The sequence below is a fragment of the Streptomyces sp. NPDC047117 genome (genome assembly GCF_040643545.1).
In the GTDB taxonomy this organism is placed as follows: domain Bacteria; phylum Actinomycetota; class Actinomycetes; order Streptomycetales; family Streptomycetaceae; genus Streptomyces.
Window position 1 is genome coordinate 500811 of record NZ_JBEYUN010000003.1, and the last position, 18748, is coordinate 519558.

Genomic DNA, 18748 nt, shown 5'->3' on the forward strand with positions numbered 1-18748 from the left:
TTGTCCAGGGTGGGCATTGCGTTGTGACGGGACACTTGCACTTGGCGAGTGATCGACAATCCAGCATGGGGGAGGATCATCCCCGTGAGTGAACCGGAGCCGGACAGGCTGGTTTCGGCGCTTGTGCGGGGGCCGACCGACGACGACCGGCTGCTAAATGCGAACCGGATCGAGTCCGGGGGCGGCCGAGCAGCCAGGTTCGCCCGCGCTGTTGATGCGGGCGAACCTGTAACCACAGCGAGGGGAGAGGACGAGGTGCCTGCGCGTTGGTCACTTGCGCAGGCCACGCGGGATGATGCCGCCGGGACATTGGGTCCCAGCTGGGCCCCTCCGGGACCTTCTGCTGAGGCTGCCCAAACTGCGGTGGACTTCCGCGCGCTGTACCCCGAGCTGTTGCTGGCCGGCCGGCGGCGCCTTCGGAGCGGGGCCCGGGCAGCATGTCGCCTTGAGTGAGTGCGCCCGCTCGGCTTAGCCGTCCACCTCGTACTGCCCCACTTCGCGGAAGTAGCGCAGGGTCTCGGGCGAGCCGTCGTCCAGCGCAGCGTTGACAGCGGCGCGGAGGGCGTCGCTGATGTTCGGGTCCGCGAGCATGCGAGCTATATAGACGGCGTCGTCCTCGGCCTGGGCCAGCCGGTATCCGGTCTCGAGCCAGGCGCGCATCTCCTCGGGGGAGTTGTTGTCGAGGAGCTTGTTTGCTTCCTCGATGACTCGCTTGTCCTTGTTCTGTGTTGCTACGTGGAGGATGCGAGCGATGCTCACCCGGTCATCCTCGGCCTGGGCCAGCCGATAGCCGGTCCTCAAGAAGTTCCTCATGTCCTCCACGGTGCCGTTGAGGGCCTCATTGGCCTCTCGCACGACCCCGCGGCCGCTGTCCTCGTCCGCCAGGATGGCGGCGATCGCGGCACGCAGTTCGGCCTCCGACATCTCGTCCACCGGTGTGTCGAGCACGGTCGCCGTGGTGGTCGTGGCCGGGGCAGACGCCGCCGGGCTCTCGCCGAACGCCGGCGCGGTGAAGAGGAGCGCTGGCGTCAGGGCGGTGGCCAGGACGAGCAGCACGGCACGTGTGGGTCCAGGTCTCATGGATGCATGCCTCCGTGATGGAACTTCAGGTGAGCTGATGATCACCTATGCACGTCAAAAGTGCATCAGAAATCCGTTAGTCCGGAAAAAATGCGCACGGTCTTCGCGGGGCAGGGCCGGATGCGATGGGCGCTGGCTGGCCAGGCCGTAGTTGCCCAGGGCCGGCAACCGACTCCTCTTCGGGGGGCTTTGCCCGACAGAGGTGGCGGGATGCCTTCGAGCGTCCCGACTGGGGCCCGCCCAGCACCCTTCTTCAGGCTCACCGTGCCACCCGGCGCCCCACGCGGCCGCCAGGAGGACCAGCACGACTTTTCACCGAGTGGGTGCCAGAACGCGCTATCGCGTACAAGACTCGCGCATCAGCTGCCTCTGGCGCGGGCCCTCATGGTCTCCATCGCGGCTACGTCGCCGGGGCAAGTCCGAGGCCTTCCACGCCCGGCGGGGACGAGAGGGTCGCAGCGGCGTCGGCGTAGGCCCCTGCGTCCAGACTGATGCGTGAGGGTGAGAGCTGGGGGCACGGTGAGGGTATGACGACGACGCTGAGTGCCATTGTTCTCGGGACTCCCGATCCGCCTGCGTTGGCCGACTTCTACCGGGCCCTGCTGGGCTGGAGGGAAGTGGAACGCCATCCGGCGTGGGTACGTCTGCGGGCCCCAGGACAGGAAGGCACCGGCCTCAGCTTCCAGCTGGAGGCCGACCACACGCCTCCGGTATGGCCGCAGCGTCCGGGTGCGCAGCAGATGCAGGCGCACCTGGACCTGAGGGTCGATGACCTGGAGGCGGAGACCGAGCGGGCTTGCGCCTTGGGCGCGACGCTGGAGGGACATCAGCCCCAGGAGGACGTACGCGTCCTCCGCGACCCTCACGGCCACCCGTTCTGCCTCTTTCTGCCGGGCGCCTGAACGCCCCTCCCCATGGCCGACCTCGGTGGCCCCGACCGCGTGACGAGCTCTCCTTCGGTGGTGGCCAGCGTTCCCCAGCCGGCATCAAGACGGAGCGAACGCAGTGCCTCGCTGTGGCTCATGGCCCATGAGGCGCTCCAGCGCTCTCTCCGGTTGACCGACTGGTCCGCAAGGCGCCTGCATGCGGTTCGAAGAGGTGTGGACGCAAGCGCAGCAGGCCCGGCAACGTGCCAGGCAGGCATGTGTGAGCCGGAACGGTCACAGGTTCACCCGGACAGTGATCCTTCGGGACACGAGCAGGACTCGAAGGCCGCGCTGAGCTTGGTGCGCCGGCTCTTGGTGCTGGGCAGCAGCACGCCCAGCCGGACCTCGGCAGCCTCGTCGACGCCGGCATCCCAGCCCTCCGTCAGGATCTCTACGTGCGGTCCGGAGGCGGACACAAAGCCGGTGCGGACCGTGTAGTGAGCCAAGAACCACAATGCCCCGCTCGAACGCCCAAAGCTCGCCGCACGCTCCAACCTCCGCTTCCGAGGCCGGCGAGTCGCCGACGTCGAATCCCGCCTCACCGATCCGGCTTCAACGATCTGATCCGTCCGGCTGCACCCCGCAGGGGTCGGTGGTGCGGGCCATTCGTGCTGCGGCGCCACCTGGGTACCGCGGCACGAGGGGGTGACATGACTGAGGCGCTGGTTTTCCACCACGGGCATGGGCTGACTCAGGGCGAGGTGGGAGGGGTGCGAAACGCGCAACCGCGGTGGGCGCGGCCGCGCGGATCCAGGGCTCCGCGCACAGGGGAGAAGCGGAAGCTGTAGAAGGTGTGACTGAGCGCTTCGGTTGGCCCGTTGAGCGTTGCGGGTGGCTGCGAGCGCAGGGTGATCGACCGTTGAGTCGGTCAGCGGGGCTCTGACGGCTTCAGCAAGGGCAGCCAGACCTGGTCCACGATCTCGGTGACGGCTTCGTCCGGTACCGGGCGAAGCGTCGTCAGCATGTCGTGGCGGAGCAGGTCGAAGGGCAGATTGATGATGCGGGAGGGGCGCTGTTCGTCGGGCAGTTCGCCGCGTGCGACGGCGCGGGCGACGATCTGCTCGAAGGGCGCCGGCCGGTCCGAGCCGCCAAGGGCTTCGCGCAGATCGCTCGCGCTGGTCCCCGTGTCGCGGAAGTAGTCCCCGAGCTGGATGTTCATCAGTATCACCGTTTGTGCGCGATCTGTGCTGGCGTTGCGCAGAAAGCCGATCGCGTCGTCGCGGAGGCTGCCGGTGTCGGGTACCTCGATGGGCTGCCAGTGCCGGGCGAGTGTGGCCAGCAGCAGGTCCTCACGCTGCGGCCAGCGCCGGTAGAGGACCGGGCGGCTCGTGCCGGCGCGAGCCGCGATCGCCTCGTAGGTGAAGCCGGAGTACCCGTGCTCGACCAGGACGTCCCACGCGGCGTCGAGGATTGCGTTCTCCAGCTCGGCCCCGCGGCGGCGGCCGGCGCCGCGGGCACGATGCCCGTCCGTCGGCACCTCGCCCTTCGCGCCCATACTGCCGGCGCCCGTCAGCTGCCCCGACTTTAGATTCATTTGCGTATCTTACCGCGACCGTCTAGCTTTCGCGTAGGTACACATCTGTATCTTAAGGAGGGGTCGTGACCACCATGAAGGCCGCACTCGTGGAATCCTTCGACGAACCGCCGCACTACCGCGCCATCCCTGAACCACAGGCCGCCGCCGGCCAAGAGATAGCCGACGTGATCGCCGTGGGAGTGCACCCGGCGACCCGTGGCATCGCGGCGGGGAAGCACTACGCAAGCGCCACCCGGCTGCCGTTCCTCGCAGGCGTCGACGCCGTCGTGCGCAGACCCGACGGAGACCTCGCCTTCGTCATGGCTCCCGCCACCGGCACGCTCGCGCAACGCATCGTCATCAACCCCGCCGACGCGATCCCGCTGCCCGCCGACGCGGACCCTGCGGTCATCGCAGCCACCATGAACCCGGCCCTGTCCTCATGGGTGGCACTCCGCGCGCGAGTGCCTTTCACGGCCGGGCAGTCGGTACTGGTGATCGGTGCCACCGGAAACGCCGGCTCCATGGCGGTCAAGGTCGCACGGCATCTCGGCGCGGGACGGGTGATCGCAGCCGGCCGGAACCGCGCCCGCCTGACCGAGCTGCTGTCCGAAGGGGCGGACGAGGTGGTTGCACTCACTCCAGATGGGGACGCCACTGCGGCGGCATACGCCAAGGCCGCGGCGGAAGTCGATGTGGTGCTCGACTACGTGTGGGGACCGCCCACGGAGCTCGCCATGCAAGCTGTCCTCGGGGCACGCACGGAGCACACACGCCCGCTCGACTGGGTACAGATCGGAGGAGGCGGCGGTCCGGAGATCACATTGCGAGGGTTCGCGCTGATCTCCAATGCAATCCGCGTCCTGGGAAGCGGATTCGCCAACGTGTCACCCGACTTCTACCGCACGGACTTTCCCGGGCTCGCCGCCGCGATCACCTCGGGTGCGATGGCGGTTCGCCCACGCCCGATGCCACTCGTCGACATTGAGAAGGCATGGGCGAACGAGGACGCCCCGGGCGAACGCACTGTCATCATTCTCTGACGCCCTCCCGTGACGTCCAGTACCCGGCACCTGGGCGTCAGCGGCATGCCGCCACAACCATCATCCGTCCGCCCGCACTCGGAGCAGATGCCACCGACCGGGCACGAAGCCGCCGTTGAGACGGATCTCCTTGGCTGACGCCGTCCGCTCCTCCTCAGACGCAAGCGACGCAACTGCCGCTCGACCGACCCGCTACAGCGCTCACAGGGCAACTGAAACGCTCAGCCACGGAAGGAGGTGGACAGCCAACCCGTTGCCCGCTGACGCACGCCCAGGCCCTGCCGTCGCGGTCCCGCTTGCGGAGCCAAGCATTCGGCCGTCGCCCGTCTTTGGACCGCCCGGCCCGGCCCAACCCCAGCCCCGGGCCGGGCGGTGTGGAATTGCAGGCTGCCTGCGGCTGGGGCCCACCGGTTCGTGCGCGGTGTGTTTGCGGGACGTGAGTGAGACGTTTCCAGAACGTCAGCGGCTCCGGGAAAAGTCGTGTCCACACCGCGGGGACGACGTAGAAGGCTCCCGCACTTTAGAAGCAGGGGGAACCTGATGATGCGTACTTCCCGGATTCGTGCCGCCGCTCTGGCCGGAGTCACTGCCGCGCTGGCGCTGGGCCTGACGGCCTGCGGGGGTGCCGACGACAGCGGCTCGAAGGCGGCGGCGGGCGGCGACAGCGCCGCCGGCACCACGCAGAGCCCGTCCGCGTCCAAGGACGACGGCAAGAGCGGCGGGGAGCAGGCAACCGGGGGTGGCGCCAAGGAGGACGTGCGCTCGAAGGCCGCCTCGGGCGGGACGGAGGAGGCCGCGAGCAAGGGTCAGGCGGCCGGGGCCCAGCAGTGCCGGGGTGATGAACTGCTGCTGACCGCGGTGCACCGGTTCGCCGGCGAGCAGGGCGACCATCTGCTGGTCACCGCCTCGAACGAGGGTGCCAAGCCGTGCTGGGTGACCTCCTACCCGTCCGTGAAGCTCGGCGACGTCGACGTGGCCGCGCTTCCGCATTCGAAGAAGGACAAGGAGGGCGGGACCAAGCACCTCACGCTCCGGCCCGGGGGCAAGGTGTACAGCGCGGTGAACCTCTTCGACTACGGTTCGGGGCATCACACGGAGCAGTCGTTCTCCCTTGCGCTGCGCGGCGCGGACGGGCACGACGGGCCCTTCTACTCGGTCGCTCTCAAGGGCGCGAAGCCGCAGTTCAGCTGGAACGAGGCCGACGTGCTGAACTGGAGCACCGAAAAGCCCTACGACTTCTGACCCCCGCCGGCCACCGACCTGATAAATGGTGTCGAGCTTGTGAGGCCCCTTTATCGTGTCGATGCATTCACTGCCGTCCCGTTCGCGGGCAATGCGGCGGGAGTCGTGTGGGACGCGAACGGGATGTAGGGCGGGGAGATACTTGCCGTCGCAGGCGAGCCCAACAACTCCGAGACCGCGTTCGTGCTGCCGCCGGACGGACCGGACCACCATGATGTGCGGGTTCGCTTCTTCACTCCGACGGCAGAGGTCCCGACCTGCGGACACGCCACGATCGGGACCCACTGCGCCCAGGCCGTCGAGTACGGTCTGCCGACGGGTCCGCTGGTACAGAAGACGGGCGCCGAGCTTCGGCAACACGTGGAAATCCAGCGTGCCGACCGGGTCCGGATCGGAATACGGCAGGACCGGGCGGAATTCGGCCGGAGCTGAAGCCGGATCAGGTCGACGGGCTGATTCGGTCCCCGAGAGCGGCACGGGCGGACCTCGTGCACGACGGACCGGTGCAGATCGTCTCGACCGGCCACTCGAAGGTCCTGGTGGAGTTGAGCGGACGCGACGTGGTGGATGGGCTGAGCCCGGACCCGGTGGCTCTCACCGCACTCAGCCACGAAGTGGGCAGCAACGGATTCTTGGTCTTCACGCAGCGCCACGGGCGAGGGCCGTCTCCTCACCTGGGCACGGAACTTCAACTTCGCCCCGGCCGTCGGCATCGCGGAAGACCCGGTCACGGGCAACGGGCACGGCCCGCTCGGCGCCTATCCGGTGCGACACGGCCGGCTCCCGCCTCTGGGGGCGCCGGAGTTCACGGGCCGGCAAGGCGAGGCGATGCGGTGGCCAGGAAATGTCCAGGCCACCGTCGAGACGGCAGCAGACGGCTCCCACTGGGTCTCGATCATGGGTGACGCGGTCACTGCGTTCCGAGCCGAACTGAGCTGAGCTGAGCTGGGGATGGTGGGTACCGGCCTCGGCGAGTGCGGCGTACAGGACGATCATGTAGTGCCCGGTGGCGAGCGAGAACCGGTCGCGGCCGGTCCAATCTGTGCCCCCGGGGCGCAGTTGGCTCCGGTCGAGGCAGGCGCCGGCAAGCGCGTCGGCCACGCCGAGGGCCTGCCTGGCGAATTCCTGTTCGAGTTCATGGTGCAGCACTGCCCCGAGCTGGAGCGACCTGGAGATCGCGCCGCTGGCACATGCCAACTCCACTCGTATGGGTGATGCATGCAGGGGCCACAAAGCGTTTACGGTCGCATGCACACGGTGATCGATGACGACAGAGGGGTGCGCCATGACGAACGCCTGGACCGAGCGCGGTGTATGCCGAGGTGCGGACCCGGACCTGCTGTTCGTACAAGGAACAGCGCAGAATCGAGTGAAGTCGATATGCAGCGGCTGTCCGGTGCGCTTGGAGTGCCTGGCTCAAGCACTCGACGAGCGGATCGAGTGGGGCGTGTGGGGCGGCATGACAGAGCGCGAACGCCGCGCCCTCCTGCGCCGCCGGCCGACGGTCCGCTCGTGGAGACGCTTGTTGGAGGCGGCTCGGGTCGCCGAGTACGTCGCACCCGCCGGCGTCCACGCAGCGTCGTGAACGGATGCCTGACCGAGTGATTCATTTGGCGGCATCGCAAGTCGGTTGGCACCAGAAGTCCGCGCCAGGGAACCCCGTGGGGCCCGTCTCGCGGTGGTCAGTCTGATAGCCAGGATTCACGCCAGGTGCGGGTGTCCTGGTTGACCACGTCGGTGATCCTGCGGATTGCGACGATGGCTGACCACCGGGCGGACGGGGACGCCTTCGAGGCCCACTGCGTCCTGGAGAAGCTCGCCGACCGCTTCGAGCGCATCCTGGCCCCGCCAGAGGGCCTGCGGAGCGGGGAGGCGTGGTGGACCCGCGATGCCGCCAAGCGTCGGCCGGGCCGGCAAGCGGACACACCGCAGACCGTGCAGGAGAAGACCGAGGCGATCCACGACCCGGCCCCATGCCCGGTCCTTCAGGAACTCCGGGCGAGCCGCAACCCGTACGCTCGAAGACGAGGACCACATACCTTCAGCCGGCGTGCAGGACTCGAAGCCGATCGGGTTCCGCCGGGTCCCGATCAACGACTTGGATCGGCGCCCAGGCCCATTGCCGAACACCGATGCCTGGCATACGCGAGAACCGGATCGGCCCGCGGGTGCCCTCGACTGCCACGCGTGGCCACGACTCGGCGATAGCCGCCCGTTCCGTGCCGTGGGAACGCAGCACCTCGGCAAGGACGGCGACGGTGTCCCAGCCCTCGAAGGCGACGAACGACGGCGCTTCGCCCAGCCGCTTGTGAAGCTCCTTCCCGACGCGCTCGCCCAACGGACCGAAGCGCTCGGGCAGGTAGCGCAGGAAGGGGATCCCGGCGCCGTCCTCGCCCAGCGCCGCAGCCCATTCGGCGAACTCCGGCTGCCCGGCCGGAGCGCCGATCAGGATCTCCGCGAGCCGCCGGTCACCCCGGACGGCCCTGACGATCGGCACCGCCGGTTCCGGATGGCCGACCAGCAGGAGGAGCGCCGTAGCGCCGTAGTCGACGAGTGCGTCGCACAGGGACTCGGGGGTGAGCGCGTTCGTGTCGAGTTCGACGACGGTGCCGCCGCGGGGAGCGAGGTGATCCCGCAGGACGCGGGCCCCGGACGCCCAGTAGACGCTCGGCTGAGTCGCTACGGCGATCCGCCGCTGACCCGCGCTGAGGAGGAAGTCCGCGTAGGTCCGCCAGCCATGGGACTGGGCCGGGGCCAGGCGCGCGACCCACTCCGTCGGCTGTTCGGTGAGCGCGTCGAGGACGGCGGACGAGCAGAGGAAGGGCACGCCGAGGGCGTCGGCCCGGACGGCAGCGGCGCGGGCGACGACGCTGTGGTACTCGCCCGCCACGGCGGCCACGCCCAGGTCGGCCAGTTCGTTCATGGCCGTCTTGGCCCGCTCCGGATCGGCCGCGGTGTCCCGGACCACCAGCTCAAGAGGCTGGCTGCCGATCCCACCGGCGTCGTTGACCTCGCCGGCGGCCAGCTCGAGTCCTGCGAGCAGGTGCCGGCCCGCCTCGGCCCAGCCTGGCCGCGTCAGCGGAACGAGAGCGCCCAGACGGACGGATGAACCGTCCGTGTGCTCCGCTTCGGACAGTGATGATGACGTGTTCATAGGATGGTGTCTCCCCTGGACGATGCGGTCGCCGTACGCCCTGAGCACGTGCTGGCCGGGTCGGCGGTACGTCTCCAACGCGTCTCGTCGCGGCGGGCGCGCCCGTGTGATCACGACGGTCATTGGATCCACCACCATCGCCCATAGGCAACCCCTTATTCGTTCGCCGAGTCGCCAAGCTTCATCGTTACTGGAATGCGCCCCATCGCCACGGTCGGGTCGTTCTCGCGGACTGTCCGGTTTGCTGACTTGATGTCCAAGGTGTCCCAGGCCGCGGCGGGTGGCCGGAAGGATCCGTCTGGGGGGGGCAGAGTCCGGCTGCTGTGGTGCGCCGATGCCGGCGATCAGGAAGCTCTCAATCAATTGATCTTTGCCAGCGAGCCTTGATGATCATTAGGTTGTGTCATCGGAATGTGAGTGACGCGAGGTGCTGGGTCGTCGGGGGTGGCAGTGGGGGAGCTCGCGGGAGTGTCCGCAGTTCCGGACTTTGTGGGCTTTGACCTGGGGTTCTTTGGATACGGCGTACAGGTTCGACGGCCTCGCGCCGCGTGCTGGGGTGTCCGTTCCTCGACGCCGGCCCCCAGGTGACAGGGGCCTCATCGCAGCCGTTGCGGCTGCCCCGGCACTACGGCCGCCGCAGGCGCCGCCACGTGCCCGTCTACCCCCTGCGCCTCGCGGACGGGCGGGCTCGCGGCCGCGACCACGCACCGGCCGCACGCACAAGAACAGGACCACCGAGAGGATCCGCGGATGAACCGTTCCAAGGTCAGCCGGAAGAAGAACGCCAAGCAGGTCGCCGCACTCGTGGCCCTCGTCGGCTTCCTTGGAGTGGCGCTGTGGCTCGGTGACGAGGTGTGGGGTCTGGCCGCGTACTGGCCGGCGACCGGCATCGGATTCGGTATCACCGTCGGCGTGCTGCTTCCGCTCTCTTTCACGGCCGCCAAACACTCTTTCCGCCGGGCCAACTCAGCGGAGAACACGCGGTCGACCAAGTGGACCGTGATCGGCCTCGGGTACGCGGCCGTGGCCGTGGTGAGCGGATTGGCCGTCGCCCGCGCGATCCCCGGAGGGAGGAATTCCTCGAAGGCCTGCACCGGAGAGTGGGAACCGTGCTGGATCAACCATGTCCATCCGGGGAGCTTCCTCGTAGTCTTCGGCAGCCTGGCCGCGACGGCGGCCCTCATGACCTGGCTGCCGCGCTGGATGCCCAAGCTGCGCGGCCAGTACCGCCGATTCCGCCGGTAGCCGCCGAGGTCGGGGGAGTGGAGACGGGAGGTGTCCGCAACTGCCAGGAGGTCGCGTGGTCTTCCCCGCGAATCTCAAGGCCCCCGACAGCGTCGACCCGGAGAGCGCCCATGAGCTACCGCGCACCCTTCCGGTGCCACAGGCTCATGGTTCGCTGATCGGAGACGGCCCGTGTGGCCTCGCTCGGTGAAGAGCCGCAGCCCTGCGTCGAGCAGGGTGCGGCGTTGGTTCTCCGAGTGTCGTTGCCGGTGGTCATGCGGACCGTGCGGTGACGGCGTGGGCGAGCTCTTCCAAGGCTCGGGACGCGGTGGGCGGGAACGCGCCCTGGGCCAGGGCCTGTCGGGCGCGGGCGTGGCGGGCTTGGATCATCCGCTCGACCCGGTCCCGGGCACCGGTGCGGATCAGGACGCGGCGGATGAGGCTCGCGCCCTTCTCGTCCAAGTCGCGTGCGCCGAGACGGTTTCGTAGCAGTCGCTGGTCGGTGTCATCGGCGTGCTGCAGGGCCAGGGCGATGAGGGCCGTGTGCTTGCCCTCGCGCAGGTCATCCAAGCAGGACTTGCCGGTGGCGGCCGGATCGCCGAAGACACCCAAGAGGTCATCGCGCAGCTGGAACGCCTCCCCGACGGGCAATGCGTAGGCGGACAGAGCGGCCTGGGTCCGGGCCGGGGCTCCGGCGAGAGCGGCGCCGATGTGCAGGGGCCGCTCCACGGTGTACTTCGCGGACTTGAAGCGGACGATCGCCAAGGCTCGCTCCAGACTCGCGGTGGCATCTCCGGTCGCGGTCACGTCCAAGTGCTGGCCGTACATGACCTCGGTGCGCATGACGTCGATCAGGGGCAGCACCCGGAAGAGCTGGTCGGGGGCTAGGCCGGCGGTGTGCAGAAGCTCGTCCGACCAGGACAGAGCCAGATCGCCGACGAGGATCGCGGCGCTGACGCCCATACGCTCCGCGGCTTCCTTGCTGCGGCCGTGCGCGTAGTGGGCGGTGAAGGCACGGTGCACGGTGGGAGCGCCACGGCGAGTGGCGGAACCGTCCATGATGTCGTCGTGGATCAGGCAGCAGGCGTGGAACATCTCCAATGAGGACGCCACCTGGACCACGGACGCGGGGGAACCCTTTCCACCTGCGGCGTGCCAGCCGATCACGCACAGCAGGGGTCGCAACCGTTTCCCCCCTGCGTCCAAGAAGTCTTGCAGGGCCCGGGCTGCTTCCCGAGGGAGTTGGTCGGTGTCGGCCGCAGAGGCTTTGGCATGGAGAAAGTCGTTCAGGACGGCTTGGATGTGGCTGCGTACCGTGGCCGGGAGCTGGTCGACATAGCTGGTCACCGTCGGGTGCCTCCTGGGGGACGAGTCGGTGAGCTTCACAGGGGTGCCGAATGGACCAGCTCGGTCAGAAGCCGCCAGTCTCCTCCGCCGACCGCGGCTTCGTCCTCGGGCCCGCATGCCCGCGGCGCCTCCTGCTATGCCGGCTGCCGCAGCGGCCTTGCAGCAATGCCCTCCGAAGGTTCAGACGTGCGCCTCAGGGGACCTTGAGTGATGGTCAGCGAGATCTGGGGTTGTGGATGGCAGCCGCCGGCGCCATCCAGCGTCCAGTCCAACCGCACTACATGGTGGCAGAGGCAGCACAGGCAGCACTAACGCCCGTCGGGCTGATTCCATGGCGGCTCGGGGCCGCCCTAGCCGATCTCCGCCGCTTTGTTGGCGGACTTCGCCACGATTTCTTGGGCGGCGTTGTGGTCGAGAGCGTTGCGGTGCACCGCAAGGCAGATCGTCTCCCCGATTTTCCCCTGCCGAGATGTGGTCCCTGTCGGGCGGAGCCCTGTCGTAGAGAGCGTGTCGCGCGTGCCTCCCTTCGGTGAGACTCCATCTCGCCGTTTTGGTGGGCGATGGGCAGAGCAGCAAGAGGCACAGTCGTGCAATTGGCAGCAGTAGGGGTCGCGATCCCGCGTCCTCGCACAGGCAGTGGTGGCCCCAGCCGCTGCGTCTCAGAGGCTGTGTCTGACCCCTTGATCAGCAACTGGCTGTCGTGGCTGGTGTTTGCCTTTCGGTACGGCTGATGTGGCGACTCTGGAGTTCTGCGTCAAGACCGTGCGGGCAAGTCTCGTCACGTCGGGTGCCGCCTTCTCTCGGGTGACGGGCGGGGTGTGTGGGATGGGGGCTGTGCCTTTGTGCCAGGGGGTCGGCGTGGAGCTGTCGCTCAGCTGCATATGAGTGCGGTGAAAATTGTCCGGATGCTCTCGGCGGCCGGCGTGGTGGGTGGCGGCGGTGGCCAGGCTGGCCTGTGGTCACTGAGGGCCGACTCTGATGCCGTAGGTACGAGGAATCCGTATGCGTAGCAATAAGCCAAGCCCAGCGGCACCCCTACACACACGGGCCTCGACGAGCAGAGCGGCCGGGCCTGCTCGCCGTCCTGCCGGGATGTTCTCGATCTTCGATCCGTACGCAAGGAGCTGTTGTATGTCTGGAGTTCGTGGCTGGCGTTACAGTCATGCAGTCGTGGCCTGTGCGATGACCGTGGCGTGTTCCGCCTCGGCTCGGCCACTCCCGCGAGCGGCGCGCCCACAGCGGCCCTTGGGGACTGTGTCCATCCGGAGCGCGTCTCCACGCTTCCGCAGTCCAAGGTCGTGAGGCCCGCCGCTCGCGGGAGCGGCCGAACGCAACTTCCAGCAGCGTCTCGCTGCGGCCCCGCCCGCCCCGCATGCACAGCGGGCGAACGCCACCGTCCAGATCCACTGGCACGTGATCTCCAAGGACACCACGACTGATGGCGGCAACATCCCGGACTCACAGATCAACGCTCAGATCGACGTTCTCAACGCTGACTTCAGCAGCACGGGCCTCACCTTCACACTTGCCGGGGTCAGCCGCACCGTGAACCCGGACTGGTACTCCAACGCCGGCCCGGGCAGCACTCAGGAAAGGGCGATGAAAAGGGCGCTGCGGAAGGGTGGCGCAGCGACCCTGAACGTGTATTCCCTCGGCCGCATCCCCACCCCGAACGGCAACCTGCTCGGGCATGGGACGTTCCCGGCCGACTACCTCCGCAATCCGTCCAACGACGGTGTGCTGCTCCTCTTTTCGACCTTGCCCGGCAGCTCCTTGGCCCCCTACAACCTGGGCCGGACTCTGTCCAGCGAGACCGGGCACTGGACAGGCCTCTACAACGCTTTCCAGGGAGGATGCACCCCGCCGGGCGACTACGTGGCAGACACTCCCGCGATGGCGAAAGCCTTCATCGGCTGCCCCGTGGGGCGCAACTCCTGTCCCAAACGCCCGGGGCTGGACCCGATCCGCTTTTGCGACGGCGGTGAAGCCGCGCGCGGTGAGACGTGCCCTTGCGGGTGTGGCGACACCGGACTTGGGTGAGGAGTGCTGGATCATACGCGCCGGAGAAGCGCGCGAAGCGGTCCGCCGGGGCTTCATCAACAACCTCGGCATCGTCGCCGATATCCCTGGTTGAGCTGAACCCTTGACCTCAACCTTGGCTTAGGTACGACACTTTGTGCATGGAGACCACAAACAGCAGCACCATTCTCTTCCGCAACACCATGCGCATCACCGACGGCCATGTCGATGGCTTCCGGCACGCCATCGCGCAGGCGGTGGCATTCGCTCAAGAGCACGGCCCCCAGCTCATGGTGGAGGTTTTCATCGACGAGGAGCGGATGCTGGCGTACAGCTTCCAGCTCTACCGCGACTCCGATGCCATCCGCGCCCACTGGCGGCTCTCGGACCCGTACATCCGCGAGGTGATGGAGCACTGCACCGTGCAGCACTTCGAGATATTCGGTGAACCGGACCACGACATCGTGGCGGCCCTCAAGACCCCCGGCGGCGAATCCTTCCCCTTCACCATCACGCCCCGCCTCGCCGGCTTCACCCGTCTTGACGTGCCCGGGCTGGGTGAATCGCCCTCGTACTGAGCGTTTTCTCTGCCTCGCGGCATGAGGCTGATGCTTGGTCGGTCCACTGGCGCGGGCCCGAAGAGACTCACGAGCCGACCGGCCTGAGATGAGGCGGTGGCGGTGTGGTGCGTCATGAAGGACCGCGCCGGTGCGACCGCGGCGCTGTCGGTGTCGGTGCCGGTGTCGATGGCCGGCGTCCGCTGCTCGCCGGGAATGCTCAAGCCGCTCACTGCCGACTGCCGCGCTGAAGGACGCGGTGGACGCGATCACCGGCGATCTCTGAAGAGCATGGGATCCGAGGAGTGGGTCCCGAGGAGTGGGTCCCGAAGAACGTGGGCTGTCGCGGCTTCCTTCGGCGGATCGGCCCGCGACGGCGCGACGGCGCGACACCCCGACACCGCCACTCCGCAACACCGCGACAAGGAAGACCGAGCCCGAATCAGCTCAGCAGGTTGCGTCGGTGCAGCGTGCTGCCGAGCCCGGTGGCCGCCGCCCGTACTTGCGTCACGAACCGGTCGGGCCGGAACCGGCCGGTGGGTCCGGCCACGCTGATCGCGGCGAGTGCTTCGTTGTGGCGTCCCAGCACCGGCGCGGCGACGCACATGAGCCCGACAGTCGACTCCCGCTCGAACGCGACGCCCGTCTCGGTGATCTCCCGCAGCTGGCGGCGCAGGGCGCCCGGCGCCACGACGGTCCGTGGGGCGCGCCGTTCCAGCGGCCCGGCCAGCACCTCCTTCTGCAGTCCGGCGGAGGCGTGCGCGAGCAGTGCTTTGCCGATGGCGGTGCAGTGCAGCGGCATCGGCCCCCCGGTGCGTGAAGGCGCCTTGGCCAGTCAGGCGAGCCAGCGCTGCGCCATGAACTCAGAACTTTGGCGGGCCGGCAAGCCTGATTGGCCACAGCGTGTGGAGGCCGAGCAGGAGCACGCAGCCGAAATTTCCTGATCCCCAAGGGTGTGCATTCACCTTGTAATGTGCGTCACAACGGTGCCAATGCATAGGGGAGGGCATCATGGATCCAATTTCGGCGGCGATCGTCGGTGCAGTGACCGCGGGGCTCCTCCAAGGCGTGGGGGACGTCAGCCAGCAGGTGCTGGTCGACGGCTACCGGCGCCTCAAGAACCTGCTGATCGGCCGGTTCGGCGACCGCAGCGACGTCGTCCAGGCGGTCGAGGCCGTTGAGACCCGTCCGGAGAGCGCCGCCCGACGCGAGGTCCTGGCCGAGGAAGTGGGTCGCAGCGGCGCCGACCGGGACGACGAGATCACGGCTGCCGCTCGGGAGTTGCTCGCGCGTCTCCAACAGGATCCCGCCGTCGCCTCGTCCGTCCAGCAGGCCATCGGTTCCTACATCGCACAGGCGGACCGACACGGTCACGCGGAGGTGAACGTCAACAACCCGGAGGCGTAGGCCACCATGGACCGCCCGGGCGCCCAGAGCGCCAGTGGCAGCTACATCGCTCAGGCCGCCGAAGGCGGTACGGCGATCGTCGCCACCTACGAGGTGGCGCCCGCACCTCCGCCGACCGCCGACGCCGTCGCGGAGGGAAAGCGGGTACTCGCGCGGCTGCCGACGCATGCCGTGCCCGCCCCGGCGACGCTGCCGCCGCAATCCCGCATGCCTCTGGCCCGCAACCGTCTCTTCACCGGCCGCGTCCCGGAACTGCAATGGCTGGCCGGTTATCTGGGCCCGCCGGGCGGGCAGGTCCCAACCGTCGTTCTTGCCGGTCTCGGCGGTGCCGGGAAGAGCCAGATCGCCAGCGAATACGTCCACCGCTACGGCGCCTTCTACACCGGCGGCGTCTTCTGGATCAGCCTCGCCGATCCGGCGACCGCTCCGCACGAGGTCGTGGCGTGCGGCGGCGCGGAGGGCATGGAGCTGCGGCCCGACTTCGCCGCTCTCGCGCCCGCGCAGCAGGTGGCTCTTGTCCGCGGGGCCTGGCAGAGCCCGCTGCCCCGGCTCCTCGTCTTCGACAACTGCGAGGACGAGGAGACCTTGGAACGTTGGCGGCCACCGTCGGGCGAATGCCGTGTCCTGGTCACGAGCCGACGCTCGGCGTGGGATCCGACGCTGGGGATCGACGTCCGGGAGATCGATGTGCTGCCACCGGACGACGGGCTCGCCCTGCTCTCCCGGTACCGGCCGCCGGCCTCGCCCGCCGAGAACCGGGCGCTGGCCGCCATCGCGGACGAGCTCGGGCAGCTGCCTCTTGCCCTGCACCTGGCCGGCAGCTACGTCAGCCGGTTCAAGGCGGCAGTCACCCCCGACGGCTATCTCGCCCAGCTGCGCAGCTCGCCCGCGGTCGATCACCGCTCGCTGTCAGCGTCCGGCATCTCGCCGACCCGGCACATCCAGACCATCGCCACCACATTCGCCCTCAGCGTGGACCGGCTCGGCGACATACCGACCCGGCGATGCCTCCTGCACGCCGCCTATCTGGCGCCCGGGCAGGGCATTCCGCGGCCGTTGCTGCTCAGCTGCCTCGGACTCGACGGCGGCCAAGACGCCGCCATGGACCTGGAGGAGGCGCTGCAACGGCTGGCCGACCTGGGGCTCGTGCAGATGACCTCTGACGGCGTGCCGCGGCTGCATCGGCTGGTGGCTGCCTTCGTGCAGGACCGGCTGGGAGACGCGGAGAGCCTCCACCAAGTCGAGACGGAGGCCTGGGCGTACTGCGATGGCCATGGACTCGGCGGCACGCCCGCGACGCGGGCCGTCTTGGAGCCGCACCTGCGTGTGCTGGCCGAACGGGCCTTGCCGCGTCGGGACCTGGTTGCCGCGGGGCTCGCCAACGTTCTCGGTCTCTACCTGCGCCGCCGCGGCGACCTCGACGGCTTCGTGCCGTGGCTCCAGCAGGCTTTGTCCATCAAGGAGGAGATCTTCGGTGTCGACGCGCCGGAGACCGCGAAAGACCTGAACGACTTCGGCTACGCCTACCTCGGAGGTCCCAGCCGGGCTCTGGCACAGCCTTACCTGGAACGTGCCCGGCGCCTGTGGGATCCGCACCGGGAGGCCACCAATCTGGCCGCCACGTTGGACAACCTCGGCCAGCTGCAGATAGGCAGCGGCCGCTGGGAACTCGCCGAACCCTATTTACGCGAGGCCCTCGACATCCGGCTGAGGGAACTGGGCCCAGACACGTACCCGACGAGCGTGACGATCGCGAACCTCGCCCAAATCGCGGCCGCGCGCGGCGATCTGGCCACTGCCACGGACCTGGCACGGCGGGCGGTCGACATCCGTGAGGCGCTGGGCGGGCGGTGTGATCCCACATCCACCGCGTGGAGCCACATGGTGTTGGGCAGCTTCCTGTATCAGTCGGGCGAGGGCGCCGCCGCCCGTCGGCACGAGGAGAGAGCGCTGGAGCTCTACCAGGACGCGTTGGGCGCCCGCCACCCGCGCACGCTGTCCACTGCCACCCTCGCCAGCTGCCACGCCCTTGAGGAGGGTGATCTGACCGGCGCCGCCCGGCTCATAGAGATTTCCGGTGTATGCGGCGATACGGTGCCCGACGAGGATCTGCTGGCCGCCGCCTCCGGGATGGATCTGAACAACCTGGGATTCGCGTTGTGGAGGACCGGCGATTACGCGGAGGCTCGCCGACTGTACGGCATGGCCCTTGATCTCTTGGGCACGTCAGCGACGACGCTGAACAACCTGGGGATGATCAGCGAACGGCTCGGCCAGTATGAGGCCGCCGCGGAGCACTACCGTAAGGCGCTGGCCTCGCTCGGCGACAGGGCAGCTTCGCGTCCCCATCCGGCCCTGCGAGCCAGGGTGCTCAACAACCTCGGCGTCAGCCTCACCCTCGGCGGCGAGCCCGACGCGGGCGGCCGGTGCCTGCGGGAGGCATGGGAGATCCGGCGGGGCCTCCAGGGTGAGCTGGGCCGCGATTACGCTGTAACCGTACGCAATCTTGGACTGGTCGCGCAGCAGGAGGGCCGGCTGGACGAGGCGCAGAACCTGTTCGAGCACGCTCGCGACCTCTTGGGTCAACCGCCGGACGCGGAGTACGGCCGTACGCTGCACCTGCTCGGCGAGTTGCGCCGCACACGCGGCGACGACGCGGGGGCCGCCGCCGATCTGCGCGCCGCGCTCGGCAGTAGGACGGCGACTCTCGGCGCCGACCACCCGGACACGGCCGTGACCATGCAGGCCCTGGCCGTCGTCCTACTCCGGATCGGCCACACCGACGAGGCCCGCGACCTGCTCCAGAAGGCTCTTCCGGTGTTCGAGCGCCGCTTCGGTCCGGAGCATCCATGGACAAGGGAACTCCGTGCGATGGCCGAATGATCTCTTACCTGCGGGGGAGGCGGACTGCCTCCCGCGCGGAAGACGCCGGGCGTGCCGCGTTCCCAGCGCCGGCCACGGCAGCCGGAGCATCAGCGTGCCGGCCGCACCGGCCCATGCAGAAGCACGAAACTTCTGGCCCCACTCCGTGCCCCGAACGGGTGTTACCCGTAGGCGTCCTGTGTCTCCCAGGCGTGCTCGTACGCCGCCATAGGCCGATCGGTGTACCGCTTCAGCGCACCCATGCGTGGACGCATGGCCGCCCCTTGCGCGAGGTCGCCGGGCCCTCGGCATCGGCCGCTTCCGTCTCGAACCCGACTGACTTTCGCCCGCCCCACCTTCCTCGGCGAGAT

Annotated in this window: 17 protein-coding genes and 1 pseudogene; 12 read left to right on the forward strand and 6 right to left on the reverse strand. The window is 68.7% G+C overall.

What is annotated here, in order from left to right; genetic code table 11:
- Nucleotides 1-468: 468 nt before the first annotated feature.
- Nucleotides 469-1080 (reverse strand): ALF repeat-containing protein, encoded by a 612-nt coding sequence (locus ABZ840_RS08330; RefSeq protein ID WP_361555211.1) that lies wholly within the window; start codon nt 1078-1080, stop codon nt 469-471.
- A 527-nt stretch (nt 1081-1607) separates the two neighbouring features.
- On the opposite strand from ABZ840_RS08330, the gene ABZ840_RS08335 reads away from it, so the two are divergent.
- Nucleotides 1608-1982 (forward strand): VOC family protein, encoded by a 375-nt coding sequence (locus ABZ840_RS08335; protein WP_361555214.1) that lies wholly within the window; start codon nt 1608-1610, stop codon nt 1980-1982.
- 266 nt (nt 1983-2248) lie between these two features.
- Here the strand turns inward: ABZ840_RS08335 and ABZ840_RS08340 are convergent, their stop codons facing one another.
- Nucleotides 2249-2452, reverse strand: a complete 204-nt coding sequence (locus ABZ840_RS08340; RefSeq protein ID WP_361555217.1) for a hypothetical protein — start codon at nt 2450-2452, stop codon at nt 2249-2251.
- Between the two features lie 422 nt (nt 2453-2874).
- On the reverse strand, nt 2875-3540 hold the full coding sequence (locus tag ABZ840_RS08345; RefSeq protein ID WP_361555220.1) for a TetR/AcrR family transcriptional regulator: 666 nt from the start codon (nt 3538-3540) through the stop codon (nt 2875-2877).
- A 74-nt stretch (nt 3541-3614) separates the two neighbouring features.
- On the opposite strand from ABZ840_RS08345, the gene ABZ840_RS08350 reads away from it, so the two are divergent.
- From ABZ840_RS08350 to ABZ840_RS08375, 6 genes and pseudogenes are all read left to right on the forward strand, one after another.
- Complete coding sequence (locus tag ABZ840_RS08350) at nt 3615-4565, forward strand: zinc-binding alcohol dehydrogenase family protein (protein ID WP_361555417.1); 951 nt, start codon at nt 3615-3617, stop codon at nt 4563-4565.
- Nucleotides 4566-5105: 540 nt separating this feature from the next.
- Nucleotides 5106-5807 carry a DUF4232 domain-containing protein gene (locus ABZ840_RS08355; protein WP_361555223.1) on the forward strand — a complete coding sequence of 234 codons (702 nt, stop codon included), beginning with the start codon at nt 5106-5108 and terminating at the stop codon, nt 5805-5807.
- Between the two features lie 138 nt (nt 5808-5945).
- On the forward strand, nt 5946-6239 hold the full coding sequence (locus ABZ840_RS08360; protein WP_361555420.1) for a PhzF family phenazine biosynthesis protein: 294 nt from the start codon (nt 5946-5948) through the stop codon (nt 6237-6239).
- Between the two features lie 279 nt (nt 6240-6518).
- A complete protein-coding gene (locus ABZ840_RS08365) occupies nt 6519-6746 on the forward strand; it encodes a PhzF family phenazine biosynthesis protein (RefSeq protein WP_361555423.1) in 228 nt (75 codons plus the stop codon).
- Nucleotides 6747-7071: 325 nt separating this feature from the next.
- Complete coding sequence (locus ABZ840_RS08370; protein ID WP_361555226.1) at nt 7072-7392, forward strand: WhiB family transcriptional regulator; 321 nt, start codon at nt 7072-7074, stop codon at nt 7390-7392.
- 173 nt (nt 7393-7565) lie between these two features.
- Nucleotides 7566-7760: pseudogene (locus ABZ840_RS08375) on the forward strand (DUF6192 family protein); the annotation flags it as partial.
- An 88-nt stretch (nt 7761-7848) separates the two neighbouring features.
- On the opposite strand, the gene ABZ840_RS08380 reads toward ABZ840_RS08375, so the two are convergent.
- Nucleotides 7849-8961, reverse strand: a complete 1113-nt coding sequence (locus tag ABZ840_RS08380; RefSeq protein WP_361555229.1) for an ABC transporter substrate-binding protein — start codon at nt 8959-8961, stop codon at nt 7849-7851.
- A gap of 750 nt (nt 8962-9711) precedes the next feature.
- Here ABZ840_RS08380 and ABZ840_RS08385 point away from each other — a divergent pair.
- Nucleotides 9712-10206, forward strand: coding sequence for a hypothetical protein (locus ABZ840_RS08385; protein WP_361555232.1), 495 nt, complete (start codon nt 9712-9714; stop codon nt 10204-10206).
- A gap of 252 nt (nt 10207-10458) precedes the next feature.
- Here the strand turns inward: ABZ840_RS08385 and ABZ840_RS08390 are convergent, their stop codons facing one another.
- Complete coding sequence (locus tag ABZ840_RS08390; RefSeq protein ID WP_361555235.1) at nt 10459-11649, reverse strand: polyprenyl synthetase family protein; 1191 nt, start codon at nt 11647-11649, stop codon at nt 10459-10461.
- Nucleotides 11650-12945: 1296 nt separating this feature from the next.
- Here ABZ840_RS08390 and ABZ840_RS08395 point away from each other — a divergent pair.
- A complete protein-coding gene (locus ABZ840_RS08395; RefSeq protein WP_361555238.1) occupies nt 12946-13572 on the forward strand; it encodes a zinc metalloprotease in 627 nt (208 codons plus the stop codon).
- Between the two features lie 140 nt (nt 13573-13712).
- Complete coding sequence (locus ABZ840_RS08400; protein ID WP_361555241.1) at nt 13713-14129, forward strand: hypothetical protein; 417 nt, start codon at nt 13713-13715, stop codon at nt 14127-14129.
- A gap of 421 nt (nt 14130-14550) precedes the next feature.
- Here ABZ840_RS08400 and ABZ840_RS08405 read toward each other — a convergent pair whose 3' ends face one another.
- Nucleotides 14551-14943, reverse strand: a complete 393-nt coding sequence (locus tag ABZ840_RS08405; protein WP_361555426.1) for an IclR family transcriptional regulator C-terminal domain-containing protein — start codon at nt 14941-14943, stop codon at nt 14551-14553.
- Between the two features lie 176 nt (nt 14944-15119).
- On the opposite strand from ABZ840_RS08405, the gene ABZ840_RS08410 reads away from it, so the two are divergent.
- Together ABZ840_RS08410 and ABZ840_RS08415 are read left to right on the forward strand one after the other, a co-directional pair.
- Nucleotides 15120-15515, forward strand: coding sequence for a hypothetical protein (locus ABZ840_RS08410; protein WP_361555244.1), 396 nt, complete (start codon nt 15120-15122; stop codon nt 15513-15515).
- A gap of 6 nt (nt 15516-15521) precedes the next feature.
- Entirely contained in the window at nt 15522-18398 is a 2877-nt protein-coding gene (locus ABZ840_RS08415; protein ID WP_361555247.1) for a tetratricopeptide repeat protein, read from the forward strand.
- The last annotated feature ends 350 nt before the right edge of the window (nt 18399-18748 follow it).

Excerpts from the sequence above, each read along its gene's own strand:
- ABZ840_RS08345 (WP_361555220.1), bottom strand. The coding sequence starts at position 3,540 with ATGAATCTAAAGTCGGGGCAGCTGACGGGCGCCGGCAGTATGGGCGCG.
- ABZ840_RS08410 (WP_361555244.1), top strand. The coding sequence starts at position 15,120 with ATGGATCCAATTTCGGCGGCGATCGTCGGTGCAGTGACCGCGGGGCTC.
- ABZ840_RS08385 (WP_361555232.1), top strand. The coding sequence starts at position 9,712 with ATGAACCGTTCCAAGGTCAGCCGGAAGAAGAACGCCAAGCAGGTCGCC.
- ABZ840_RS08335 (WP_361555214.1), top strand. The coding sequence starts at position 1,608 with ATGACGACGACGCTGAGTGCCATTGTTCTCGGGACTCCCGATCCGCCT.
- ABZ840_RS08355 (WP_361555223.1), top strand. The coding sequence starts at position 5,106 with ATGATGCGTACTTCCCGGATTCGTGCCGCCGCTCTGGCCGGAGTCACT.
- ABZ840_RS08390 (WP_361555235.1), bottom strand. The coding sequence starts at position 11,649 with ATGCGGGCCCGAGGACGAAGCCGCGGTCGGCGGAGGAGACTGGCGGCT.
- ABZ840_RS08400 (WP_361555241.1), top strand. The coding sequence starts at position 13,713 with ATGGAGACCACAAACAGCAGCACCATTCTCTTCCGCAACACCATGCGC.
- ABZ840_RS08370 (WP_361555226.1), top strand. The coding sequence starts at position 7,072 with ATGACGACAGAGGGGTGCGCCATGACGAACGCCTGGACCGAGCGCGGT.
- ABZ840_RS08415 (WP_361555247.1), top strand. The coding sequence starts at position 15,522 with ATGGACCGCCCGGGCGCCCAGAGCGCCAGTGGCAGCTACATCGCTCAG.
- ABZ840_RS08330 (WP_361555211.1), bottom strand. The coding sequence starts at position 1,080 with ATGAGACCTGGACCCACACGTGCCGTGCTGCTCGTCCTGGCCACCGCC.
- ABZ840_RS08380 (WP_361555229.1), bottom strand. The coding sequence starts at position 8,961 with ATGAACACGTCATCATCACTGTCCGAAGCGGAGCACACGGACGGTTCA.
- ABZ840_RS08350 (WP_361555417.1), top strand. The coding sequence starts at position 3,615 with ATGAAGGCCGCACTCGTGGAATCCTTCGACGAACCGCCGCACTACCGC.